The sequence below is a fragment of the Pseudoalteromonas denitrificans DSM 6059 genome, from assembly GCF_900112265.1.
Lineage (GTDB): Bacteria > Pseudomonadota > Gammaproteobacteria > Enterobacterales > Alteromonadaceae > Pseudoalteromonas > Pseudoalteromonas denitrificans.
On record NZ_FOLO01000057.1, the window covers coordinates 11,682 to 37,823 of the forward strand.

At 33.0% G+C, this 26,142-nt stretch carries 24 protein-coding genes and 1 tRNA gene; 21 read left to right on the plus strand and 4 right to left on the minus strand.

Annotation, left to right across the window (positions count from 1 at the left end; all coding sequences use genetic code 11):
* Positions 1–250: 250 nt before the first annotated feature.
* Together BM088_RS22330 and eno are read left to right on the plus strand one after the other, a co-directional pair.
* A complete protein-coding gene (locus BM088_RS22330; protein ID WP_091990072.1) occupies positions 251–1,891 on the plus strand; it encodes a CTP synthase in 1,641 nt (546 codons plus the stop codon).
* Positions 1,892–1,997: 106 nt separating this feature from the next.
* Positions 1,998–3,290: a phosphopyruvate hydratase gene (gene eno / locus BM088_RS22335; RefSeq protein ID WP_091990075.1), complete on the plus strand. Its 1,293-nt coding sequence runs from the start codon at positions 1,998–2,000 to the stop codon at positions 3,288–3,290.
* 104 nt (positions 3,291–3,394) lie between these two features.
* Here eno and BM088_RS22340 read toward each other — a convergent pair whose 3' ends face one another.
* Together BM088_RS22340 and BM088_RS22345 are read right to left on the minus strand one after the other, a co-directional pair.
* Positions 3,395–4,351: an aspartyl/asparaginyl beta-hydroxylase domain-containing protein gene (locus tag BM088_RS22340; RefSeq protein ID WP_091990077.1), complete on the minus strand. Its 957-nt coding sequence runs from the start codon at positions 4,349–4,351 to the stop codon at positions 3,395–3,397.
* Positions 4,352–4,367: 16 nt separating this feature from the next.
* Positions 4,368–5,276: a sulfotransferase family protein gene (locus BM088_RS22345; RefSeq protein WP_177208141.1), complete on the minus strand. Its 909-nt coding sequence runs from the start codon at positions 5,274–5,276 to the stop codon at positions 4,368–4,370.
* Between the two features lie 159 nt (positions 5,277–5,435).
* On the opposite strand from BM088_RS22345, the gene BM088_RS22350 reads away from it, so the two are divergent.
* The 14 genes from BM088_RS22350 to BM088_RS22415 all read left to right on the plus strand — a co-directional run bounded on the left by BM088_RS22350 (position 5,436) and on the right by BM088_RS22415 (position 18,711).
* Entirely contained in the window at positions 5,436–5,867 is a 432-nt protein-coding gene (locus tag BM088_RS22350) for a hypothetical protein (protein WP_218156547.1), read from the plus strand.
* Positions 5,867–6,655 carry a lytic transglycosylase domain-containing protein gene (locus tag BM088_RS22355; RefSeq protein ID WP_177208142.1) on the plus strand — a complete coding sequence of 263 codons (789 nt, stop codon included), beginning with the start codon at positions 5,867–5,869 and terminating at the stop codon, positions 6,653–6,655. Before BM088_RS22350 ends, BM088_RS22355 begins: the two co-directional genes overlap by 1 nt.
* Before the next feature lie 64 nt (positions 6,656–6,719).
* Positions 6,720–8,528: a formylglycine-generating enzyme family protein gene (locus BM088_RS22360; protein WP_091990087.1), complete on the plus strand. Its 1,809-nt coding sequence runs from the start codon at positions 6,720–6,722 to the stop codon at positions 8,526–8,528.
* Positions 8,529–8,535: 7 nt separating this feature from the next.
* A complete protein-coding gene (locus tag BM088_RS22365) occupies positions 8,536–10,203 on the plus strand; it encodes a hypothetical protein (RefSeq protein ID WP_091990090.1) in 1,668 nt (555 codons plus the stop codon).
* Positions 10,193–10,735 carry a hypothetical protein gene (locus tag BM088_RS22370; RefSeq protein ID WP_091990094.1) on the plus strand — a complete coding sequence of 181 codons (543 nt, stop codon included), beginning with the start codon at positions 10,193–10,195 and terminating at the stop codon, positions 10,733–10,735. Before BM088_RS22365 ends, BM088_RS22370 begins: the two co-directional genes overlap by 11 nt.
* An 18-nt stretch (positions 10,736–10,753) precedes the next feature.
* On the plus strand, positions 10,754–11,986 hold the full coding sequence (locus BM088_RS22375) for a hypothetical protein (RefSeq protein ID WP_091990096.1): 1,233 nt from the start codon (positions 10,754–10,756) through the stop codon (positions 11,984–11,986).
* Between the two features lie 109 nt (positions 11,987–12,095).
* Positions 12,096–12,677 carry a hypothetical protein gene (locus BM088_RS22380; protein ID WP_091990099.1) on the plus strand — a complete coding sequence of 194 codons (582 nt, stop codon included), beginning with the start codon at positions 12,096–12,098 and terminating at the stop codon, positions 12,675–12,677.
* A 28-nt stretch (positions 12,678–12,705) separates the two neighbouring features.
* The gene (locus tag BM088_RS22385) at positions 12,706–13,575 is read left to right on the plus strand and encodes a hypothetical protein (protein ID WP_245763894.1); all 870 of its coding nucleotides are present in this window, start codon (positions 12,706–12,708) and stop codon (positions 13,573–13,575) included.
* An 18-nt stretch (positions 13,576–13,593) separates the two neighbouring features.
* Positions 13,594–14,007, plus strand: a complete 414-nt coding sequence (locus BM088_RS22390) for a hypothetical protein (protein ID WP_245763895.1) — start codon at positions 13,594–13,596, stop codon at positions 14,005–14,007.
* A complete protein-coding gene (locus tag BM088_RS22395; protein ID WP_245763896.1) occupies positions 14,007–14,522 on the plus strand; it encodes a hypothetical protein in 516 nt (171 codons plus the stop codon). Before BM088_RS22390 ends, BM088_RS22395 begins: the two co-directional genes overlap by 1 nt.
* 48 nt (positions 14,523–14,570) lie before the next feature.
* Positions 14,571–15,068, plus strand: a complete 498-nt coding sequence (locus tag BM088_RS22400; protein ID WP_091990102.1) for a hypothetical protein — start codon at positions 14,571–14,573, stop codon at positions 15,066–15,068.
* 116 nt (positions 15,069–15,184) lie between these two features.
* Entirely contained in the window at positions 15,185–15,931 is a 747-nt protein-coding gene (locus BM088_RS22405) for a hypothetical protein (protein WP_091990105.1), read from the plus strand.
* Between the two features lie 58 nt (positions 15,932–15,989).
* Entirely contained in the window at positions 15,990–16,886 is an 897-nt protein-coding gene (locus BM088_RS22410; protein WP_091990108.1) for a hypothetical protein, read from the plus strand.
* Positions 16,873–18,711: a hypothetical protein gene (locus BM088_RS22415; protein WP_091990111.1), complete on the plus strand. Its 1,839-nt coding sequence runs from the start codon at positions 16,873–16,875 to the stop codon at positions 18,709–18,711. Before BM088_RS22410 ends, BM088_RS22415 begins: the two co-directional genes overlap by 14 nt.
* Positions 18,712–18,747: 36 nt before the next feature.
* On the opposite strand, the gene mutH is transcribed toward BM088_RS22415, so the two are convergent.
* The gene (mutH, locus tag BM088_RS22420; protein ID WP_091990114.1) at positions 18,748–19,431 is read right to left on the minus strand and encodes a DNA mismatch repair endonuclease MutH; all 684 of its coding nucleotides are present in this window, start codon (positions 19,429–19,431) and stop codon (positions 18,748–18,750) included.
* Between the two features lie 490 nt (positions 19,432–19,921).
* Here mutH and rppH point away from each other — a divergent pair, with 490 nt between their 5' ends.
* From rppH to galU, 5 genes are all read left to right on the plus strand, one after another.
* Complete coding sequence (gene rppH / locus BM088_RS22425) at positions 19,922–20,452, plus strand: RNA pyrophosphohydrolase (protein ID WP_091990116.1); 531 nt, start codon at positions 19,922–19,924, stop codon at positions 20,450–20,452.
* 272 nt (positions 20,453–20,724) lie between these two features.
* Positions 20,725–23,013: a phosphoenolpyruvate--protein phosphotransferase gene (gene ptsP, locus BM088_RS22430; RefSeq protein WP_091990118.1), complete on the plus strand. Its 2,289-nt coding sequence runs from the start codon at positions 20,725–20,727 to the stop codon at positions 23,011–23,013.
* Between the two features lie 54 nt (positions 23,014–23,067).
* Positions 23,068–23,871, plus strand: coding sequence for a sulfite exporter TauE/SafE family protein (locus BM088_RS22435; protein ID WP_091990121.1), 804 nt, complete (start codon positions 23,068–23,070; stop codon positions 23,869–23,871).
* 28 nt (positions 23,872–23,899) lie between these two features.
* Complete coding sequence (locus BM088_RS22440) at positions 23,900–24,733, plus strand: thymidylate synthase (protein ID WP_091990124.1); 834 nt, start codon at positions 23,900–23,902, stop codon at positions 24,731–24,733.
* Positions 24,734–24,766: 33 nt separating this feature from the next.
* Complete coding sequence (galU, locus tag BM088_RS22445) at positions 24,767–25,657, plus strand: UTP--glucose-1-phosphate uridylyltransferase GalU (RefSeq protein WP_091990127.1); 891 nt, start codon at positions 24,767–24,769, stop codon at positions 25,655–25,657.
* Positions 25,658–25,740: 83 nt separating this feature from the next.
* On the opposite strand, the gene BM088_RS22450 is transcribed toward galU, so the two are convergent.
* Positions 25,741–25,816 (minus strand) — tRNA-Arg (locus BM088_RS22450).
* Positions 25,817–26,142 lie beyond the last annotated feature (326 nt).

The window sequence follows — 26,142 nt, forward strand, 5'->3', positions numbered from 1 at the left end:
CTTAAAGTGCTTGCGCAATTCTAATTTTAAGCACATTTATATGAAGATAATGATTCAAATAAATGTAAATTGAAGTTGAATTCCTCAAGCATTTCTTTAATGGTTTTAAATTATAATTATGTTATTGATTTTGACAAGGGAGTAGAGCTTTCCTAAAATCAATTCTTGATTTTAATCATTTTAACTTCCATTAAACTCTGTGTCTTTAGGTAGTTTGGGTATATTGTTTTTCTCACATTTTAGGGTTCTCATGAGTACAAAATTTATCTTCGTAACGGGTGGCGTTGTTTCATCTTTGGGTAAAGGTATTGCTGCTGCATCATTAGCTGCAATTTTAGAAGCGCGCGGTTTAAAAGTGACAATTCTAAAGCTAGACCCATATATCAATGTTGATCCTGGTACTATGAGTCCAATTCAGCATGGTGAAGTTTTTGTAACTGAAGATGGGGCAGAAACAGATCTAGATTTAGGTCATTATGAGCGTTTTATTCGTACCAAAATGACAAAGAAAAACAACTTTACACAAGGCCGTGTTTTTGAAGATGTTTTACGCCGTGAACGTAAAGGTGAGTACTTAGGTGCGACGATTCAAGTGATCCCGCATATTACAAATGACATAAAACGTCGTGTAATTGAAGGTGCTGAAGGTTATGATGTTGCTATGGTCGAAATTGGTGGGACAGTAGGTGATATTGAATCTTTACCTTTCCTTGAAGCTATTCGTCAATTAGGTACTGAATTAGGTCGTGAATCAGCACTTTATATGCATTTAACGTTATTACCATATTTAGGTGCTGCAGGTGAACTTAAAACTAAACCTACTCAACATTCAGTAAAAGAGCTGCGCTCAATTGGTATTCAACCTGATGTATTAATATGTCGTTCGAACCGTGCAATACCTGCAAATGAACGTGCTAAAATTTCTTTATTTACAAATGTTGAAGAAAAGGCTGTTATCTCGTTAAAAGACGTGCCAAGCATTTATCAAATTCCAGCATTATTAAAATCACAAGGTTTAGATGATTTAGTATGTCGTCGTTTCCATTTAGATTGCCCTGAAGCAAATCTTGAAGAGTGGGAGCAAGTGCTTTATCAAGAGTCTAATCCAACTGCTGAATTAACAATTGGTATGGTTGGCAAGTATATTGAATTACCTGATGCATATAAATCAGTAAACGAAGCATTAAAACACGCGGGTCTTAAAAACCGTGTAACGGTTAATATCAAATATGTAGACTCTCAAGATGTTGAGAGTAAAGGCGTAGAAGTATTAGCTGACTTAGACGCGATACTTGTTCCGGGTGGTTTTGGTGGCCGTGGGGTTGAAGGTAAAATCAGGACTGCGCAATATGCACGTGAAAATAAAGTACCATATTTAGGCATCTGTTTAGGCATGCAAGTCGCGTTAATTGAATTTGCTCGAAATGTTGCGGGTCTTGAGGATGCAAACTCAACTGAGTTTGATGCAAACAGTAATGCACCTGTTGTAGGCTTAATTACAGAATGGTTAGATTCAGAAGGTAAAGTTGAACAACGTACTGAAGCATCAGATTTAGGTGGCACTATGCGTTTAGGTTCACAAAAATGTTATTTAACACCTGGCTCTAAAGTATCTGAAGTATATGGCTCAAATGAAATTTTTGAACGTCATCGTCATCGTTATGAAGTTAATAATAACTTCGTTGAGAAACTAGAAAAGGCAGGCCTTGCTTTCACCGGTTTATCTGAAGATAAAAAGCTAGTTGAAATCATTGAAAATAAAAACCATCCTTGGTTTATTGCTGCTCAGTTCCATCCTGAGTTCACATCGACGCCTCGTGATGGACACCCATTATTTGAAGGTTTTGTGGCAGCAGCCAAAGAATATCAAAAATCATCATTACCATCGTAATGATTTAATAAAAGCCGTGTTTTAACACGGCTTTTATATTGTAAAAATTTAATTGAAAATTAAATATCACGAATTATTAAAACTATCATTGGGAAGAGGAACTAAAATGTCAAAAATAGTAAAAATCATTGGTCGTGAAATAATGGATTCACGCGGCAACCCAACTGTTGAAGCTGATGTGCATTTAGATAATGGTCTTTGGGGCCGTGCCTGTGCACCATCTGGCGCATCTACAGGTAGCCGTGAAGCATTAGAGTTACGCGATGGTGATAAATCACGTTATTTAGGCAAAGGTGTTCTGACAGCAGTAAATTTCATTAATGGTGAACTTGGTGAAGCTTTAATTGGTCAAAACCCAGTTGAGCAAGCTGCAATTGATGCCATTATGATTGAGCTTGATGGTACTGAAAATAAAGAAAAATTTGGCGCAAACTCTATTCTTGCTGTGTCATTAGCTGTTGCTAAAGCTGCTGCACTTGATAAAGGTGTTGAACTTTACGAACATATCGCTGATTTAAATGGCACTTCAGGTCAATACTCTATGCCAGTACCTATGATGAATATCATTAATGGTGGTGAACATGCTGATAACAATGTTGATATTCAAGAATTTATGATCCAACCAGTTGGTGCATCAACTTTTACTGAAGCACTGCGTATGGGCGCTGAAATTTTCCATACACTTAAAAAAGTATTAAGTGAGCGTGGTCTAAGTACTGCTGTTGGTGATGAAGGTGGTTTTGCACCAGACTTAGCATCAAATGAAGAAGCACTCGCTATTATTACAGAAGCTGTAACACTTGCTGGTTACGAAATGAATAAAGATATTACATTAGCGCTAGATTGTGCTGCATCGGAGTTCTATGTTAATGATAAATATGACCTTAAAGGTGAAGGTAAAGTATTTGATTCAGCTGGCTTTGCTGATTACCTAGCGGGTCTTTCAGAGCGTCACCCAATTGTTTCAATTGAAGATGGCTTAGACGAAAGTGATTGGGCTGGTTGGAAAATTTTAACTGATAAAATTGGTAAAAAAGTACAATTAGTAGGTGATGATTTATTTGTTACTAATACTAAAATCCTTAAACGTGGTATCGATGAAAACATCGGTAACTCTATCTTAATCAAATTCAACCAAATTGGTTCGCTTACTGAAACGTTAGAAGCAATTAAAATGGCTAAAGATGCTGGTTTTACAGTTGTTATTTCACATCGCTCAGGTGAAACGGAAGATGCAACAATTGCTGACCTAGCTGTTGGTACGGCTGCGGGCCAAATTAAAACTGGTTCATTATGTCGTTCTGACCGTGTTTCTAAATATAACCAACTACTTCGTATTGAAGGTACTTTAGGCGATAAAGTTGCTTACAAAGGCCGTAGTGAGATAAAAGGTCAGTAAAAATTTATTGAGCTGAACTCATTTATTACTTAGTTAATATAAAGAAAAAGGTTTGATTTTTTAATCAAACCTTTTTTATTTCTAAATTCTACATAGTGGATTTTTTAAGTTTTAACATCGGGGCTTAAGGCCGGATCTATAATGCAGTGAATTAACATTAATAAAGCATTTTCCCCATTACTTAACTTTAATGAATTTGCTAGGTGTTTAGCGTTATGAAATGTTGTATCTCTTAAATTATGATAATGTTGCCAACCACTTTCAGAAGAACCATATAGGGCCCATAATTGAGTCCAATCTTGGCTAAAACCTCTTAATTGATTTTTAATTTTATCTATTTCAGTCAACTGATTTTCTTGAGCACTTGTAAGCTCATTTATAAACTCTGAAATCATATGATTAACTTCACCAGGAGGCATAACAATAGGGGCATTATATTTTTCTATTTTTATATTCGTATTGTGCGTAGGTGAAAATGGAATCAATTGTTCGTTATTTACAGGGGACTCGAGCCAAGGCACAGTTGATTTGTCTACCGTATTCCAAAAATCTCTCGATCCTGTGGTATCAATTACAAGGTGTATTCGCGTTTTTTCTGAAGCGTTAACGACTTTATGGTTTTTCCATGAGTCAAAGATCCAGCATTCACCTTCTGCCATATGTGTTTTTTTATCTCCACAATAAAAAGTGACATCTGTGTTTGTAAATATAGGAATATGAATTCTAACTCTATTATACCAGTGGTAGTTAATATCAAAATGCAGCGGAACTTCGCAGTTAGGATCTAAGCGCATTAGCCTAGAGCGACCAAAAACATCACCAAATGAGGCTATTACTTGTTGTAAATAAGGTGATGTTTCAAGCGCTTTAGTGCTGGCCATTGCGCCCTTGAATTGATTGTTATTTGAGCCACCTACACTAATTAAGGGAATAGCAAAGTTACCCTTAAAGTTTTCATGGTGGGGCTGCCAATCACTTTCGTTAAACTGATTAACTTCTTGCTGTAACCGAGAAATGTCGAATACAAATGGTAATTTATAAAATTCGTGAACTAGTTTCATTTTTTTCTCTATGCAATCAGTTGTTTTTTACATTATCTAAAGCAATAACATTATTGATTTTTGTTGCGTTACTTCTAGAAAGTTCTAAGTTTATGTCATCTATAAGTGTTTCTAATTGATTCATTTGGCTGGCCAGAAGGTGCGCATTTTTATGCCATTTATTTTTTTTAGGCTCTGTTAATGTGAACTCAGACAGTGGTAATTCATTTTTTCCAAGTTCTGGAAAGTTTTCATTTTTGTTGATACCTATGAATCGACATAATTTTGAAATTTCTTGATCTGGATTATCAATAAGATCTGAGTAGTTAGTTATTTCCCATTTATCTTCAGGTAGCTTTTTTAGCTCTTCCAATATTGTTGAATTACAGACTTTCCATTGCTGAGTTGCAATTTCATGATTCGTTTTATTAACTAAAGAAGGCCAATTAGGGAGTAAAACAAGTGACCAGCGGTTTTTAAAGTTAGGCAAATAAGGGTAAGTTATGAAATGTTTTGAGTTCCATGCATCAATCATACTACTAATATTTTCTTTTGGATCTCTTACTAAATAAATAAACTTAGCATCAGGAAATACTTTACTTAAAAACCTTATTCTTAATGCATTTTTAGGTGTTTTTTCAAGAAATCGAATTGGGCCATTTATTTCTTCTGAATATGTTTTACCTTCATTATTTTTTAATAAAGATTGAAATCTAAATTTTAGCTGCTCTATTGTTTTGGGATCTGCATCATGTTCTGTTAATTCATTCGATATTGAGTCTTTATAGCCTGGGCAAAGTTGAGGCATTCCTTCAATGACAGCGTGGCTTTCACCACCGATAGTCCATAGTTCATTGCCTTTAGAGAGGGTTTCAAATAAGAACGTACTACCAGATCTGGGGGCAGATAGAATAATAATAGGTTGTTTAAATATGTTTGAAATCAAAATACACCTTACAAATCAATTAGAAGCATTTATTTTTTGTTTTAATATGCAAATAGAAGAAATTTAATATTTGCTATTCTACCACTAGTTTAAATAAAACCTCTTAAACCTTTTTATAACTATCACATATGTAAGTAATAGAAATAAGAGGTTGCAGTGGTGATTAAATTAAAAGAGCAAGAAAATTCTACAACTCAAGCATTGACTGAAGTTGCTTTAGCCTTGTCGATGGCTTTTTTTGCCTTGCTAATTTTAGCCTTATTATCTATAGGTGTACCTCCTAAACAAAAGTCAGAATCCATTTTAAATAAAAAAAACAGCGTAAAAGTGACTGACAGTCAGATAGAAAAAAACAAAAGTAATCAAACTGAAGATATGCAATATGTTATATATTTTCAGGGGTCTTTTTATGATCAAATGCTAAATAAAATTTCATCACACAAGTATAAGCATGAACAGCCTCTTTTATTAGCAATTGAGCGTTCATTGCCTATTTCTGAAGTTATTAGCTTAAAGTCGCAAATAAAACACTCAAACCTTTCCATAACGACCTTAAACGATCAATGGTTAACACGTTTGGAGGATCTATAATGATTCATATATATAAAGTAATGATTTTTAGTTTTGCATATTTACTTTGCTCGCTAAATGTACAGGCTTCATATCAATCAAATAAATTAAAAATTATGAATATCATAATTGAAAAATCGATAGAGCATGATTTAGACCCCGTACTTGCTTTGTCGGTTGCAAAAGTAGAATCTAATTTTGAAGGTGATGCATTAAGTCATGCAGGTGCAAGAGGTGTTATGCAAATAATGCCAGCAACAGCACTTGGAGAGTTTAACACATCAGCTGAACAGCTTTATGATATCCCTACTAATATAGAGATAGGTATCAAGTATTTGAAAAAATTAATGCATGCTTATAATGAAAGATTAGAGATTGCTTTATCGCATTATAATGGTGGTTCAGCAGTTAAGCAGTATGATGGTAGTTTACAAGTCATTCCTGCAACAAGTGGTTATGTACGTAAGGTTATTTCTACTAGTAAAAGTTTTAGGAGCCATAGATTAGTCAATAAGCTGATAAAAAAGCATACCCAGAACTACTTTGCAAAAAAGAGTAATGAGAGTTATTTATTGGATGACGATGAAGAATATAAATACCTATCTGAAATTGAACTTAAAAAGCTAAGTCAAATTAGAAAAATAAGACGCCATAACCTTACTCGTAATAAACACCATAGAAAAACTGAAAAAACGTTTGATGTAAAAGTCCAAAGAGAAGTTCCTGAGGACATAAGCATGTTGACACGTAAGAAAAATGTAAGACAATGGGAGTCTATCTACCAAGCCGATGGCCAATTAACGAGATAACTCAATTGAGCAATTGATGGTTATTATTAAGGACTGTAAACTCGATTAATGACAAATTGTAATTATGAATGAAATTCCAGAGCTTAAAATCAAAACTGAGCTTAGGGTTTTGTACGCTAAAATTTCTGATTTATTAGTGAGTAAAGGTGAAATATCACAAGAAGATAAAATAATGCTTCTTGCTATGGCACATGCTGTAGGGCTTGATAATGAGTCATTAGATAGTTTTATTGCAGAAATAGAAATTAATATCAAAGCCAAAATTTTACCTTTGCAAAACTGGCTTAAAAGTTTAAATAAGTATTCAAGTAAAATACATTTAGATGAAAAAACAAAAGCCGCTTTGTTGGATGCTGGTAAATCAATTGGGTTGAGTGAGCAGCAAGTAACTAATTTTTTTAATGAAAGAAGTAAGGTTGATCAGTCAAGTAATAAATTTAGTGAAAATAATAACTCTAAAATAGAAGTAAAGAATACTAAATTAAAAATAAGCATAAATCATTTACTTTTACATATCTTACGGTTTAAAAATAAAGCGTTACTTTTAATTACTATCATCGCATTTACTTTTACATCAATTTATTGGTTTGAGCATTTTGAAGCGGAAGAAAATGCTTGGATGTTAGCTAAGAAATCTGATAATATTAAAAGTTATCAAAATTTCACTAAAAAGTTTGATAAAGGTGATTATTCAGCTTTAGCTCAATCTCGACGTGATGAGTTGGAATATAAAAAATGGCAAGCCACAAAAATTGAAAACACCCAATCAGTGTATGCAAGTTATATCGAATTAAATACACAAAGCCGTTATTTAAAACAAGCGCAAGAAAACTTAAATAAGTTGATTCATGATGAAGAAAATGCACTTCAACAACAAGATGAAACTGATTGGCAGCAGGCTTTAATCCACCATAATGAAGTTTCATATACAAAATATTTAGCAAGAACAGGGCAAAAAAAATATTTATCTCAAGCAAAAAAGAAGCTATTAAATTTAGTTTTACAAAGGCAAAAAAATGAAAGTAGTGAAGATAATGAAATGTGGTCTATCGCAAAAAAAATAAACTCAGAACAAAGCTATTTGGACTATATTAAAGCAAACCCAGAGGGACAACATTATAAACTAGCCTTAAATAATGTCGAAAAATTCAAAGCTAAGCGTGAATTTTTACACTTGTTTGATGTGCAATTTATCACAATCCCAGCAGGTAGTTTTAGTATGGGAGCTAAAAATATTAGCAGTTATGAGGTACCAATACATGAGGTTAATGTTAAGTCATTTAATTTAATGTCAACTGAAGTCACTTTTGCACTCTGGGATGCTTGTTATAAAGATAAAGCATGTACACATAAACCTAAAAGTCATGGGCAAAGAGGCAAACAGCCTGTTATAAATATTCATTGGCATGAAATAACAAAGCAATTTATACCTTGGTTTAATAATAAAACAGGTCAGAAATTTCGATTGCCGAGTGAAGCTGAGTGGGAATATGCGGCAAGAGCAGGCAGTGATGATAAATTTTCTTGGGGGGATCGCATAGATTGTTCAAAAGCACGTTTTGGTTATTATTCTAATGAATGCTCAAAGCAAAAATCACCTGATAATGTAAAAACATATCCACCAAATGATTTTGGGTTATATGATATGCACGGTAATGTAAAAGAATTAGTACAAGATTGTTGGAATGATAATTTCAAAGGTGCACCAATTGACGGTGAAGCATGGTTGACAGGGCGTTGCGATAAAGCGGTATTAAGAGATGGTTCCTTTAAAAGTAAAAAAAGTCAGTTACGTTTAGGTGTCAGGTATCGACATGCAAAAAACTCGCGGGTTGATGATGATGGCTTTCGCTTAGCACAAGATCTAAATTAGGGATCCCATGGGAAATCAAACAATAAGTAGTGTGATCACTAATTTTGGCATTAGTGATGAACTTCAAGGCATATTTTACGCCTTACGAGAAATGCCTTCTTTACACTGCTTAGAGCAAATGAAATTTAAAAAGCATGAAATAGACAGCCTTGCACAAAGTATTGTTTGCAGAAACTACGGCAAGCTTTGCTTAGAGTTAAGTTATTTTTGTTTTGCTATCGTAAATTATAGTAAAGAAATTGAGGGAAAAAGACCTCTAGTGAAGCGGTTTCCTTCTTTATTGAGTTATTTTTGGCAAAATGAATATTTATCAGCAAATCAGACTAAAAGTTTTTTTCAAAAAAGCCAAATTAGTGAAAATTATAAAATCTCTTTGATTGATAATGCAATAAACTTAAAATTTTCGAAAAGTCAGTTTGATATTTCTATTTCACGTGTGGGTTTGTTAGCTTCTTTTATTGAGTTTTTAGTTTATGTTGAGCCTAAAATATTAATCGATTTAGAACGCGATTTATTGGATTGTGATGTCAATCAAATTAAATCTATATCATCAGAACTACAAAAAAATATTTATCAATTTTTAACTCTCCATCTTAGCTCTGCTCAAATACAGCGTCGCTTTCGTTATATAGCAAATTATTTAGATGAAGTAATATCAAAACAAGCAGTATCAGAACAGGCACTTTGGCTAACAGATGAGTTTATTCTAAATTTTTGGTTAGATTCAAGTGACGAAGGTAGCAATTTAGGTTTTAAGTTATTTACCAGTTGTTTTTATGAATTGGTTGATTTTCAGCAAGCAATCAAGGTCGCACAATTAAAAATAAATGCGCGAACAGCGCAATCTATCGGTGCTAATGTTGAAGCAGGTGAAATATCTGCTGATTTATTAGAGTTAAACCTGATGCAATTGCAATCACAAAAATTAGAAATAGACTGGTTATGCTTAAAGCCTAAGTTTTTAACTAAAAATCAAATATCAGATCTTAAACCTTTCATTAGTACTTTACCTACTTCAAAGACATTATCACTGACTTTAGCGCGGGTTTGTATTTTCGGTACGTGGCAGGCATCTATAGTGCAATCAGCTCGTAAAAATAATGTTGAGTTAATCAAGCAAAAATTAAATACTTTACCTGAGGATGGATATGAAGTTTTTATTAGGGTCAATGAAAACCTTCTAAAGCAAGTTTTTGATACTTTGTGGACCTTATTACATATCAATCATCAACATCAGCAAGGACAAATGTTTAGTTTGTTTAATCAATTGGTTGAAGATAAAAAATTATTAAAAGACTTACAGTGCTTATTAGCGACAGAAGTTAAACAGAATAACTTAAATGATATTCAAAGCGTATTTAAAGCATTACCACAATGGCAGCTTATTTTGCCCGAATTAAATAAAACTTTGAATTATGCAACGAAGGTTTTTAATGCAAATAATAAGTCTGGTTTTAATCAATTACCTTTGTTGCAAGATCTTGAAATTTATCATGAAGGGCAAGATTTATTGTTATTATTGAAAAAAGAATTATCTCGCTTTATGAGTAATTTAAATGTTTTAGTATTAAATAAAAATAAGCAAGGGAATACAAAAGAAGAAAATTTCAGCTCAGATGTTTCCATATTCTTTAATAAGTTTAATTCACTTTATGGAGTTGGCAATGGATCATAGTTCACAATATTCAGAGCATGACTTAGCTGAGAAAATTTATATTGCAAATGATCAGTTTGAACAGATACAGCAAGCCAAAAATGACACGGTTGTACTTTTTGGGGAAATATTTACGTATATATTTTCGCATAATCAAATTGAAAATAAAAAAGTTGAGTTAGCAATCAAGCAAAACTTAAATGTCCGTAAGCAATACTTAAAGTTACTTGAACAATACCAATTTTCTTTCAGCGACTTACAAGCAGCAGCAAGCAGTGAAAAAGAGTTGAAAGAAAGGGTTGGCAAGGGCTTTAGTTTAAAATTTAAAGTAAGTAAAAAACATGTAGAGCAGGTTTATGTTATTTTAACGATTGAACATAGTGCAACTCATCATCACACTAAAAAAATAATATTGCATATACAACTTGATAATACTGTTAAAAAGATTGAGTTTATGGCCTTAATTGAGGGGAGAAGCCAGCTGGTAATGGATAAAAATTCTGAGGAATTTGAACTGCTCAGTAATGCCAATGCTAAAATATTTTTATTATAAGGCGATATTAATTTATATATGAAGTGTCATGTTTTTATAGCCACAACACAAGGTTTAGTTGCTGTTCAGGATATTGAATTAATTGATGATTCTGATGTTATGTCGATTGTTTGCTTAAATGGTACTGCCCAATCTTTAAATATTAGTAATGCTTATCATAACTTTGTAAAAAAGGGCTCAGGAATAATCCAAAAGGATTTTGGCGGTGAGTCTTACCGCGTGGATGTTTCTGGCAATATAGATCATGGTAATAGCTGGCAACTGGGTTTTTATATTGCGCATTATCTTAAATTTCATAATCTTTTGGGCAATGGAGATCCTTGTAAAGGCGACAAAATATTTTGCTTTACGGGTGAGATAAACATAAAAGATAAGTCAGTGCAAAATGTTGCTCATATATCACTAAAATTAAAACTTGCTGAACCTAAATTAATTTCTTGGAGATCACAAGGCTTTGATACTCAGTTTATCCTGCCTGTACAAGATAAAAAGGAAGCTCAAAAAAATTTAAGTTCATATGAAGAATATTATTCTGAAGCAAATAATATCATTGATGTGATTGCGATTTTACCTATCATTAAAAATGAATTGATTGTAAAAAATCAAAAATATTTTTTGCTTAAGCACATGCAAGCGAATGAATACAAAAATATTAAAATAATCGCCTGTTTAATTTTACTGGGTGTGTTATTTGTATTTTATTTAGAGTTTCATCAATTAAAACGAGTAGAATCTAGTTTGGTTAAGTTTGATGAAAGAGGGATAACTCCTGATCTTTATGAGAATAAAAAGCATGACTTTAAGCCTTATTTATTAGCGTATGTTAGAAAGTCAGCCTATTTAAACTCAGATTTTAATAAATGTGATACAGCTGTGACTCCAGTTAAAATTTTTGAAAAGAATGAGCGTTTTAAAAGTTTAGATTTTGAAAAGTTATGCGAGTTGTATTTTGCTGCGCCTAAAAATACAAAACAAGTTATTTTTTTTGCTAAAGAAGGTGGTGAGGTAATTAATCTGATTTTAGCAAAACAGGGTTGGGTAATTACATTTCCAAATAAATTAAAGCATGATTTACACTATTATTTATTATCTTTGGCAGATCCTATTACAGAGGAAAAACAAGCATTATTTATTTCTGAAATTGAAAAATCCATGCTAAATCATCGTGTTAGTTATGTTTCGGTGAGTGGTATATTAAAACGACTTTCTATCAATGCTACAATATTCCAACATAAAATGATGACTTTTTAATTTTATTTATCTTATATTCAATATTTAATTACAAATAATCACAAAAAACTTCCCAAAGCTTTTCATAGTTTATTTCATACCAAACGATTCACGATTTTTGGAGTGAAAAATGAAAAAGCATCATATAAGTTATTTAGCCATAACAGCAGGCATTGCATTATTATCAGGATGTTCTTCAACATCAAATAGTAATGAAATTAAACCTGTTGCTAATCAATCAGTACAACATAAAGCGGTTGTTGCACCGAAAAGTTCAGAGCCACTGTATGTACAAATACCTAAACTTGATTCTAACTGCAAGCAAAATGCATTAGCACTTGATAATGCAGCCAGAACATCAAACTCAACGGCACAATATTTAGCTTCGGCACGTTTGTTATCGAACTGTATCGATGATTTTTCATTGCAAACACCACTACAAATTTCAGAAGAAGTCATGCAGCTTCATGCACTTTCTATCTTTAACTTTATAAAAGGTGGAGATATAAGCCAAGCAAAAATTGCATTTGTACAATTTAAGACTGCATTTCCTGGGCAAGATTTATATTTTAATGATTACACTTCCTTGGTTGATACTGCAACGGCTTTATTAGAGCCTTCATCAGTTAACGCACAAAAGATGGTTTCTTTAAATATAAGCCCAGAATTAAGAGAAGAACTTAAGCGACGTCAACATTGGTTAAATCATTAATTTGTTAACGTTTTATGAGGAGAGTGTCATGTTTTTAAAAAAAGTATTAATTTCAGCTACATTTGTGTGTTTGAGCTTTTCAGCGCTAAGTTCAACGAGTGGCAAAGAAAGTCAAGTTAGTTGGCAGCCTGTTGCCAGTGATAAGTTAATTCGTTTACCTGTAAATATTATTGAAAAGCGTATAGAGCAAGACTTTAATATGTCACCTATGGCCTCACGTGTAAGTAATATTGAAAAAGAAATGCTCAGCACTGTTGATAATATGAAAACGATAGGAGAACAATTAGCAAATGCACAAGATGATGACTTATTAGATAAGCGTCATGACCTATTACAACAAAAATCACACTACTTAGATTTGTTACAAGAAAGCCAAGCGCTTAGGCAGCGCGCTTTAGCTACAAAACAAGATTTATACTTAAACATTTTAGATAAAATAGTGGCAAAAAATGAATCAAATACAAGTAGTTTAGGGTTTCAGCTTCGTAAATCTCAAAAAGCAGCCAGAGCGCGTATGGAAAAAATGATCACCCGAGTTGATCAACATTTAGTGAATGGCGGTTATGATGAAGCTTCTCCATATGCTACTGAGTATGCAACTAATTTAGATAAAATTAATCAACTTAAAAATAAAATCAGTAAACATAGTGCAAATAAATCTCCCACTTTAAATGGTGTAGAAGTGACTTCGCAAGAATATTTACGTCAACTATTAATAGATGTGTCGTCAGAACAGTCGCTATTAGATCAAGAGGGCTTGTTATTAAGTTATATGGCTAGACTTGTTGCACTTGATGCAAATGAAATGGAATACCAAATGTCTTACGGCAGCGATGAAATGGACGTTAAAAGACAAGAGCTAACATCACCATCAACAGTTGCAGATTTATTTTTATAAAATATATTGGAGAATATCATGAATAAAGTAATGAAAAAAAAGACCGTTATTATCGCCTTATCTATCATGCTGTTAACAAGTGTTTTTTCAATCTCAGTAAATGCACAATCAGCTTTAACACTTGAGAATTTAGAAAGAGAACGTGCCGCTATGATAAATACATTTACAAGTGATCAAATATCATCAAGTCAACAACAAATGAGTATGAGTACTCGTTATCGTCGTTTAACTGATATTGAGCGGATGGTATTACGAGATGATCGTTTACTGAATAACCAGTCGGCTATTGTGCAAAGAGCCTTTAAGAATTATGAACTCACTTTCCTAATCCATGCTAGTGCAGAAAAAAATATTCTACCTATGGAGTTATGGTTGAGCGAATTAAATATATCTAGTAATAGCATCTTATCAACTAAAAAAGGACGTCGCTAATGTCTTCAATAGAGATTAAAGAGTTTCCTATCATAATGCACTTTAATCAGAATATAAAAAGTACGATAGGCTTAATGGTAGGGCTCGGCATAATTTTATTAGCTTTGGTAAGTTTTATTATGCAGATGAACCTGGCTGATTTATTTGTTTGGTTAGAAAAGGTTTTTAGTTGGAGTTTTATATTCTGTTATAGCTTACTTTTGATTATAGGTATTTATGCTGGGGCTAAAGTTAAAACTGCCGTTAATGCTGATTATTGGTATGAAGTCGGTATTCAAGTATCGAATGGCATTGCGACATTAGCCCTCACTTTTACCTTATTAGGGATAAGTTTAGGCATAGGATCTTTAGGGCAACAATCTTTAACGCCTGACACTGTTCATTTAATCATTGGTGAGTTAACAACACATTTTTCGACAGCTTTTATGACAACGGTTATAGGGTTGCCCACAGCTAATTTGATCAGGGCTTGGGTTTCATTAAGAGCGATTCCTAATAAACAAGAGCGTGATTAAATAGTCATTTTATAAATGATGGTTTAATTAAATAGTAAGGTGGAAAACATGAAAACATTTATTTACAGCATATTTTATTTGAGTCTTATTACTGCGCTAGGTTACTTAGCATTTAGTAATACTACGAGTAATACATGGTTATCTGGTTTATTTTTAAATGATAGTTCAGAAAAAACAACACAAAAAATGTTGGTTGATATATCTCATTCAATAGAGAGTCAATTTAAAAAATTACAAGAAAAAAATAAAGTACAAAGTCAAACTATTACATTGTTAGAACAGCAAATGCATACCCTTAAAAAGCAGATGCAAGACATGACTGTTTCAGCTGAGACTAAAATCAATATGCTAGAGGGGAAAATAGCAAATAAAGAGGCGCTTGGAAAATCAAAAAAGACAACTGAGAACAAGGTTACTAACCTGGAAAATAATGACCTTTCAACACAGCAAGAAAGTATTCAAGTTTTAGCTGAGCGTAAAATGTCGTTAAGAGAAATTGCAGATAAAATGAATATGAGGGCGCTGAGTAGTTTATCTGGTAGTTAATTTATATCAGATAAGTTTAACTTAATTTAAGGACGTTCATTATGTTGAAGCTTATAAGCAAGTTTAAATGGTCTCTTTTTCTTATAATATCCTTATGCCTAGTGATTATTTTTAGCATGATACATCAAAAAAAAATTAACAAGTTAAAAACTAAGCATTTGACTGAGAAGCTTAGTAAGCAATTTGCTATTGAACGACCCAAACAAATTTTAAAACCTTTACAAAAACTGGCTGAAATTCATTTTTCAAAAACCACCTTGCCTTTACCTCCTGTAATAGAAAAACCAGTATCAAAATTGGAAAAACCTATCGCAGTTGAAGTTACAGCCATTAATAAAAGTGCTGAAGTCGTTAAACTTGATAAAAAAGAGCAAGCATTTAATCAACAAGTAACAAAAAAACAAACAGAGCAAAATTATCAGGATGTATTAAATGGTAAGGGTCCTGCAATTGAAATTGCATGGCCAAATTTAACCAGTGAACGTGAAATGTTATTTCAGTTATTAACACAGTGTACCGGAATGAGATTAGGTGTATTAAATGCAGGAAATATTAATTTAGTTGAAAATAGCCATGTTAAAAATGTGAAGCTCAGTGATTTCATCCGCCTTATTAAGGGGGAAATGACCAAGTCAGAAAAATATCAGTTTTCAAGTTTAGCAGCAGGTACGCCAGTACGCCTTTTCCCTTTATCAATTGATTTAACTTTAATAAAAAAATTAAGCCAAAATAAAAAATATAATCAAAGTAAAATTATCACTGGGCAGTACCAGGTTGCGCAAGGTAATATTTGGTTGAAAAATGTTACTTATGATGGAGTTAAAATGAATCGCACTAGGTTATTATGGCAAAATGATTGTTAACTGTTTATTTGGCGTAAATGCTGCATAATATAAAGTGTCTTAATTGGTTGGGAACAGAATGAATTTTTGGAATCGTGCATTAATCATTATTTTAAGTCTGTGTTTTTTATTACCCGTTTTTGCTGCGGATAAACCGAATATTCTTATATTAGGTGAAGATGCCGCTGGTGATTCAGTACCAAGAAGTAGTCGGGTTTTTAAACGGGTATTAGATGCATTAATTAACCAAATGCATGATAAAGGTTTTGATGTATATGATGAAGCTGTACTTACTTTATTAGAAAATAATAGCAGCCATATTCGCAGAACTGATAGTGAAATAATTGAAGTGGCTAGAGCGAGTAAAAGACCTCCTATAGATGTTGTGGTAATATTTCAAATTTATGCAAGTACTCAAAATTTAGAATTTAATACTCGGATTAATACTTTACTTATGGGACGTTTATTAAATGTAAAAACAGGTAAACATTTAGGTAATTTTGAAATCGATAGTGGTAAAAACTTTACTGGTCCGGCACAGTGCCAGCAAGAATGTATTTTAACTATAGTAGGAGATAAATCTCGTATTTTAGCTAATGATTTAGGGGCTGTATTAGCTGAAAAATTAGTGTGGATGAATAATGGTGATGTATCTGAGCCCTCAAAAAATAATAAAATGGTAACGGAATACGCACTTATTTTTGATGGATTTAATGCCAAAGAATATATGGCGATTGAAGAGTATCTTGTTATCTTTTCTGGTTATACGCGTCATCGACCTATAGAAATAAGGCATACACGGAGCGAAATCTGGTATCAATCTTCAATTGGTACGGCCAAATTAGACCGAAATTTAAATAAAATGTTAGCCGAGCTCGACATGCAAAGTATTATTAATTTTGAGGGGAATACTTTTACTGTAAAAAGAATCACTTTTAGGAATAAAGAAATTAAGGAAAATAATGAGGTTTGGTAAGCTTTTACGTATTACTTTTATTATGACTTTTTTTTTATCAACAAAAGCTTTTTCACAATCAAATTGGCAGCTAGTTGTTATACCACAAGCTAATACTTCAGCAAGTAATAACAAGGTTTCACCTCAGGTCTACATAGGAATTACAAGTGCTTTAACTACGCAATTGGTTAATAATAATTTTACGGTTTTTGATCAGTCTTTATTAGAATTAAAAAATTGTATAACGAAAGATTGCACTATTATCTCCGATAGCAATTTATTGTCACTTGTTCAATCGTATAACTTTAAAGCTGCCCAAATTAGCATAAATTTAGCGATTGTTTATCAAATCGATATATTCGATGAAACAACATCAAGTGTTAAAGGCATGCGGTTTAACCTTTCTAGTTACTTAGTGGATTTAGACTCTGGTGAAAGAGTAGAATCTTACAGTGATTCTAAGAAATATAATGACATCGCTAATACTTGTTTGGATGAGTGTCTTATTCGATGGCAAACTGATAAAGCTTACCAGCTTGCGCAAGATGCGGGTTATATATTATCGTTAAAAATAAATCGTTTACCAAAACGTTACAGATATGAATTAGAGTTTGATAGATTTGCTATAAATGAATTGAAGCAGATAAACGTATTTCTAAATTCACTCTCTGAAAAAAAAATCCACATCGCTTTGTCAGATTTTACAGTTCAAAAAGCATTTTTAAATCAGCAAGGTAATAAACAACTCACCCTTACATCTCTTTATCATGCAGATGAATTAAATCAGCTATTACACAATCATTTTGAGCAACACGCGTTACCTGTTTTAATTGATTTTAGGCAGTCGATTAATAAATTCACAATAGTAAAAGGTACAACAAAATTTGACGGTTTATATATCATTTTATTGTTAGTCGTTTTATTGTTATTTGGCTTTTTTTATTATTATCTGCATTATTTAAATACAAATAAAAGACTCAAAAAAGTAGATAGAGCAATAGCGGATAAAAACTATTATTTAGCTTATTTTTTTATAGATAAAACTTTAGTGAGTATTACAAAAAATAAATTATTGAAATATTGGTTTGAGCCTAATTTGTTACTTATTCGAGAATCGATAGACAAGCTTGCTTTACCAATAAGAGGTAATGTCATAGCCGACAAAGCATTGGCGGGTACTCATATTTTTACCGCTAACATGCTTGAGTTAGGTAAAAAAAGTATTTTGGGAACGAAATCACGCAATGCTGTAGATTCTTTTTGTTTGGGTTATAAACTGCTTTCTGAATTAGGAAAACAATGTGTGTTTATATTTGAGGGTAATGAATATTACTTATCGGATAAAGGCAGTAAATATGCTTGTCAATTTAATGACAAACGGCTTGCTAATGATCAACTCGTAAAAATTACGGCAAATAGTACCTTGTATATGGCTATTGATGTAAAACAACAATTACAAACCTGCCAATTAAAATTGGATTTAAGTCAATGTGATTCTTCAGCACTTATTATGTCTTTAAAAGCTGAACCATTTCAGTTTTTAGAGCATAGTAGTCTTGGAGTTGTTTGGCCTGATTTTGAGCTTGATTTAAATTCCAGGTGGATTCTATTAGGCAATAGCTTGGCTTTAGGTGTTGATGCTAAAGGTATTATCGACATTGGTTGTACGAATAATTCAAAGGTTTTAGCTTATTTGAGTTATTCATGTGGTTTTTTTATTGAGCCAGTAAAAAATGGGTTGGGTAAATTATTAGTAGACAGTCATGAAATATATGCAAAAGTACCAGTGAAAGAAAATACAATTATTAATTTAGCGGGTTGTGAGTTTAGTCTTAATAAGTTTTAAACTAAATATTCATTATAAATGACTTCAATATATTAACTAAAGGCTAAATTGTGCTTTTAAAATATCAGCTGTAAAGTTGGTTTTTAAATAAAAACCTCTAGGTAAAGTTTGAATTATTTTACCATTTGGGCCTATAGCATCTGTTAATGCCTTAGCATTTGCTGCTTTTGGTCTGATCTGTAAAACTTGTCCAAGTTTACCATTTATTTTTTCTATTTCACCTAAGGCAATCATTTCAATTTGTTGTTCCCAATCTCGTCGTAATAAAGCTTCTTCATAATGACTAGGTTGCCATAAAAATCCAGAACCAATGATACGTTGTTCTATAGCAATATCCCTTTCAGACAAAATAGGTAACCATAAAACATGATTTAACTTTTTTTTAACTGGAGAATTTTGCCAAGTTAATCCTTGTAACTCTTTTAGTGGCACCACAGATACAAACGTTGTTTCAAGTGGCTTCCCTGCATAAGAAATGGGTAAGGTTTTTAGCTCTATACCTAAATTTATAAAGTCGGGTTCAGGCTTTGAACCAGCCATTGCGCCTAAAACCCATTCTATTAATTGTCCAATCCAACCTTTCTCTCTTAATAAATCTTTGGGAGTTTTAAATTGATATTTATTTGCCAAATCGCCGACAGTTAATCCCGCAATATCATCGATCCGGGATAATAACTCATTTATAGATTGTGGAGCTTTAGGGCGACTGCTTATGGACATAGAAGAACCGAGAATTTTTTGGGAGGACTACTATAGCAAAAAATTATTTTTAACTATAGTTTTGTTTATAAGTTACTTTTATTTTTTGTAATACCATTTCTTTGTAAAGAAAAAAGTGCATAACTTTATTTTAGTGTGTTTTTCACTCGATTTTTAATTTGTTGGTGCTTTAGGGCCTTAAATATAAATCTTTTAGTTTATAGTGTTGATTTTATTGTGTATTTATTGTTGTGTCATTCGTTTTTTTTTTGTTTTTTTTAGTTTTTAAATTGAAATACAGATATATAAACATATTTATCCACAGATTCTGTGGAAAAGCATAGGTTTAGAATATTAATCTGTGGATTTGTTTGTAAAATAATCGTATTTATTAAATGTTATTCACATTTACAATTAATATAAGCATACCCTTGCTGTAATAGGTGCATTATGGAACAATCAATAGTAGAAAATGCAATTTTTAAGAGACTGTTATTATGGGGTTTAGTAGGTGATTGATGCCGACGGATTTCGTGCCAATGTTGGGATTGTAATTTGTAACAACCAAGGTCAGGTTTTTTGGGCTAGACGTTATGGACAGCATTCTTGGCAATTCCCTCAAGGTGGCGTAGATGATGGGGAAACCCCCGAAGAAACAATGTACAGGGAACTCCATGAAGAAGTGGGGCTTTTGCCTGAAGATGTTGAAATTGTAGCAAGTTCAAAACATTGGTTGCGTTATAAATTACCAAAACGATTGATCCGGCGTGATTCTAGCCCTGTTTGTATTGGTCAAAAGCAAAAATGGTTTTTATTAAAGTTAAGGTGTAATGATGAAGATGTAAACTTGCTCAAAACAAATCATCCTGAATTTGATGATTGGCGCTGGGTAAGTTATTGGTATCCTGTCCGTCAGGTCGTGTCATTTAAACGAGATGTGTATCGACGAGTTATGAAAGAATTTTCTGCTATTGCTATGCCTTTTTATCGCAAAGATGTACATACTAAAGAAGTTTGGCGCCAGCGAGATAATAGATATTAATTTAAATATTTATTTAGACTAAAAAGAAACGTTAATTGTATTTTTATCTTTGGTTATTCATGATACCAACTCGATTAAGTATATGACTACTCTAAATGGTCTAAATATACAAAATTGTTTTAACTTCATGGGTGGAAGTACTTAGAACAAGGAACTATAAGCCTATGTTTTCAATTTTAGTAACGCTTAATTGTTTAATTAAGCATCTTACTCTTAAAATTTTATTACCATTATATTTGCTCACTAACTTTATAGAATTGGTATAAAATAAAATGTTAGCAAGGCTTAGAAAAATAGCTCAGGTTGTATCTCAGCAACCTGATTTAAATCGCGCATTAGAATCTTTTGTCTCCTTAGTTAAAGAGTCAATGAAAACCCAATGTTGCTCGGTTTATTTTGCTGATTATAATCAAGATAACTTTGTTTTAATGGCAACTAAAGGGCTAAACCCTGATGCCGTTGGTAAGTTTCGTATTGGTTTCACGGAAGGCCTGGTGGGCTTAGTCGCACAACGAGAAGAGCCAATAAACCTTGCATTTGCTCAAGACCACCCTAGGTTTATATATTCCCCTGATGTAGACGAAGATAACTATAATGCTTTTTTAGCTGTGCCTATAGTTCATCAAAAAAAAATTATTGGTGTTATTGTTATACAACAAAGTTTAGCCCGTGTTTTTAGTCAAGATGAAGAGTCATTTTTAATTACATTATCGGCGCAATTAGCGTCTCAACTGGCACATGCAGAAGTTAATGAAATACTAAAACAAGATGAAAAAACACATCAAACGTCTTGCTTAAAAGGGGCTTCAGGTGCACCTGGTATTGCAATAGGAGAAGCTTTTGTTGTAATGCCAAAGTTATCTTTTACTAGCTTTGATGTTAAAAAAACAGATCAGGATAAAAGTAGTAATTTAGAGCAAATCAAATTATTTCGACAAGCTGTTGCAGCGACACGAAATGAATTTTTGATTATGTCGCAAGAATTATCAGATACTTTACCAAGTGAAGCGTTGGCTGTTTTTCAAGTTTATCAGCAATTATTAGATGCAAAGAGTTTAGGTCAAAAAGTAGAGAAAGAGATCAAACAAGGATGGTGTGCAAAAAGTGCGCTAAAGCGTGTGATTGAAAGTATTGTTGGCCAATTTATGGCAATGCAAGATAGTTATATTAAAGAGCGAGCAATAGATGTTCAAGATATAGGTTTACGTGTTTTGCAACATGTTATAGACACAGAGCATGCTTTAAAAACGTATCCTGATAATATGATTTTAGTCACTGATGTATTAACACCTTCTATGATAGCCCAGATACCAAAAGAAAAATTAATAGGGGTTATTAGTATAAGTGGTGGTTCTAATTCCCATGCCTCTATCTTAACAAAGGCTTTAGGCATACCTGCTATTTGGGGGGTGATAGATTTACCTTTATTACAAGTTGATGGTAAAGAAATGATCATTGATGCTTATGCATCAAAAGTATATATCTCTCCCTCTAAAGCTTTGAAGCAAGAATATAGTCAATTTAAAAAACAAGAGGGTATTTTACACGATCAGTTTGAATCAGAATATGAATTAGATACCACTACTTTAGATGGTAAGCACATTCAATTATTATTAAATGCAGGTTTAGAGGTTTCAACAGAATTAACTAATGCGCACTTTTGTGATGGGGTAGGGTTATACCGGACTGAAGCCTGGTTTATGCAAAAATCACGGTTTCCTACGCAATCAGAACAAGAAACTTGGTATCGTGAAGTATTAACAAGTTATCATCCGTCACCCGTGATCATGCGAACCTTAGATATTGGTGGTGATAAGGTTTTAAGTTATTTTGATGTTGATGAAGAAAATCCATTTTTAGGCTGGAGGGGGATTCGGTTTAGTTTGGATCACCCTGAATTATTTTTAGAGCAACTTAAGGCCATGCTTAAAGCAAATGCGGGTTTAGGTAATCTAAAAATATTACTTCCTATGGTTACCAATGTAAATGAAGTTGAAGAAGTTAAAAGGTTATTACAGCAGGCATACTTTGAGCTTGAAGATGAATGGGCTGATCAGTTTTATCAAATTGAACGACCAGAACTAGGTGTTATGCTTGAAGTGCCTTCAAGTATTTTTTTACTTCCTGAATGGGCAAAAAAAGTAGATTTTTGCTCTGTAGGAAGTAATGACCTTACACAGTATTTATTAGCTGTTGATCGTACTAATTCTCAGGTAGCAGAGTTATTTGATTCTTATCATCCTGCAGTTTTACGCGCATTACATCAAATAGCAACTAGTTGTAATGAATATGAATTACCTTTTAGCCTTTGTGGTGAATTGGCTGCAGATCCCGAAGGTGCTATTTTATTAGTTGCTATGGGTTATAAAAGCCTAAGTATGAATCCCAGCTCAATAAATAAGGTGAAATGGGTTTTACGGCGTTTAAAAATAGCGGATATGAAAATCTTACTTAACATGTGTTTGCAACAGTCGTCAGCTATTGAAGTCCATAGAATGATACGGAATTTTATAATTTCCCACGGCTTGAGTCAGCTATTGTATAAAGTAAAAGATGCTTAGAGTAAAATTACGGCCATATGTAAAATTGGCTGTATCATTAAGTTTGGAATTAACATGAGTGATTTGTTGTGGATTGTACTTAGTTGTGCATTTTTAGGCTGTTTTGTTGGTTTTCTTGCAGGGTTGTTAGGCATAGGTGGTGGATTGATTATTGTGCCATTTTTAAGTGCAATTTTAGTGCATTTTAACTTGGTGGTGATTGAGCAGGTTATGGTGATTGCAATAGCAACTTCTTTGGCATCTATTATTTTTACTTCTAGTTCATCTGCATTAGCACATCATAAAAATAGTAATATTCCATGGAATATCATGCCATGGATTATGATTGGAGTGGCGTTAGGCGCACTTATAAGTGGCTTTGTAGCAGGCTCTATTCCTGCTCAAACATTAAAAGTTATTTTTGCTCTATGTGTTTCTATTATCGCTTTACGAATGTTGCTTAACTTCCAACAAAAATCACACAGAAGGTTACCACAAAAAAATATTTTGACCCTGATGACGACTGGCTTGGGTGGTTTATCCGGTTTGTTAGGCATTGGAGGCGGGGCTTTATTAGTTCCTTTATTAACATACTTTTCAGTTAATATGAAAAAAGCCATAGGGTGTTCAGCTGCATGTGGAATAATAATCGCTTTATTTGGTACTTTTGGTTATATCTCTTCAGGTTGGTCTGTTACAAATTTAAATCAAGGGTTTTTAGGGTATGTATATTTACCTGCATTACTTGCCATTGTGAGTACGTCTGCCATATTTGCACAATTGGGAGCAAAAGCGACGCAATATTTACCTGTTAAGATTATTAAAAAGATTTTTGCAGTGATATTAAGTATCATAGCAATTCGTATGTTAGTCGTTTAAATATTCCGGCTATTTAATAGGTATAAAAATGAAACAATATTTAGATTTAATGCGCCATGTGAAAGAGCAGGGCACTAAAAAAGAAGATAGAACCGGAACCGGAACGATAAGTGTTTTTGGTTATCAAATGCGTTTCGACTTAAGTGACGGTTTTCCATTGGTAACAACTAAAAAATGTCATCTTAAATCTATAATTCATGAGCTTTTGTGGTTTTTACAAGGCGATACTAATATTAAATACCTAAAAGACAATGGTGTGAATATTTGGAATGGCTGGGCTACTGAGGAAGGTGAACTTGGTCCTGTTTATGGTAAGCAATGGCGTAGTTGGAGTGGGCTCGATGGACAGGTAATAGATCAAATATCTGAATTAGTAGAGCAAATAAAAACAAACCCAGATTCACGCCGTTTAATAATTAGTGCTTGGAATCCAGCTGTTTTACCTGATACAAACTATTCCCCTTCAGAAAATGCGGCAATGGGTAAACAAGCATTGCCACCTTGTCATACTTTATTTCAATTTTATGTATTAGATGGGAAGTTATCTTGTCAGTTGTATCAACGCAGTGCCGACATATTATTGGGTGTCCCATTTAATATCGCCAGTTATGCGTTACTTACTATGATGTTGGCACAAGTGTGTGATTTAGAGTTGGGTGATTTTGTCCATACCTTTGGTGATGCGCATTTATACTTAAATCATATGGAACAAGTGGATGAGCAGCTATCCCGTACGCCATTTTCCTTACCAACGATGTCAATTAATCCTGATGTAAAAGATATATTTAGCTTTAAGTTTGAAGATTTTATATTGGAAAACTATGATTCGCATGCAGCAATTAAAGCTCCAATCGCTATATAATTTTTATGTATTATAAAATACAGAGTAGTTTAAATGTCTAAAGTATTAAAAGCCGTAATACCTGTCGCAGGACTTGGTACAAGAATGTTACCCGCAACAAAAGCAATTCCAAAAGAAATGCTACCAATTGTAGATAAACCTTTAATTCAATATGTGGTAAATGAAGCAATTTCAGCGGGTATTAAAGAAATAGTATTAGTAACGCATAGTAGTAAAAATGCGATAGAAAACCATTTTGATACAAGTTTTGAATTAGAAGCAACACTTGAAAAGCGCGTAAAGCGTCAGTTACTTGATGATATACAGTCTATTTGTCCCAAAGATGTGACTATTATTCACGTACGTCAAGGTGTTGCTAAAGGACTTGGGCATGCAATTGCTTGCGCCCACCCTATTATTGGTGATAGTCCTTTTGTAGTTATTCTTCCCGATGTTATTATGGACGATTACAGCGCAGATCTTAAAAAAGATAATTTAGCTGATATGTTAAGAATTTTTGCGGAAACACAAAAAAGTCAGATTATGGTTGAAAATGTACCACATGAACAAGTCGATCAATTTGGTATAGTTGATATCAATGGCGTTGAGTTAGCACCAGGTCACGCCGCAGAAATTAAAGGTATGGTGGAAAAACCTTCGATAGATGAAGCGCCATCTGATTTAGCCGTAGTAGGGCGTTATGTCTTAAGTGAAAATATTTGGCCTTTATTAAAGCGTACAGCGCCTGGTGCAGGTGATGAAATTCAATTAACAGATTCAATTGCAATGCTGATGGAAAACGAAGTTGTTGAAGCTTATTACATGAAAGGGAAAAGTCATGATTGTGGTAGTAAATTAGGTTACATGAAGGCAAATATTGAATTCGCATTAAGACGAGATGATATGAAAAATGAATTAATGAAATTTATTAAAAATTTAGTTTGAGTCTAAATTATGTTTCAATTTTAAAAGGTGCTAATTAGCACCTTTTTTATAAAGGTTCTTTTATTTAAAATAGAATGTATAAATGGTGTCCCCACCAGGACTCGAACCTGGAGTAGCGGCTTAGGAGGCCGCAGTTTTATCCTGTTAAACTATGAGGACATCTAACTTCATAATAAGCCTAGTTAAAGTTCAAAACAAGTCTTATCAAATTAAATCTCTTAAAGGCATATAAAATAAACACATGAATGATAAGCAAGATACCAACCTATAAAGTCAGATACATGTAATTACTTTTAACTGCTTTTCATTCGCGTATGTTTTGTAAAGCAAAAATGTAAAAAAAGAGTTTGAACTTTGAGAAAGATTAGTTAAATAAATACTAAATAACCTGAATTCTGGATAAGAAGTGAACTAATTGCCCACCTAGCGATCAGATCTTTCGACCAAGAACGATTTGAAAGCATAACGGTGGGCAGATGAATAAA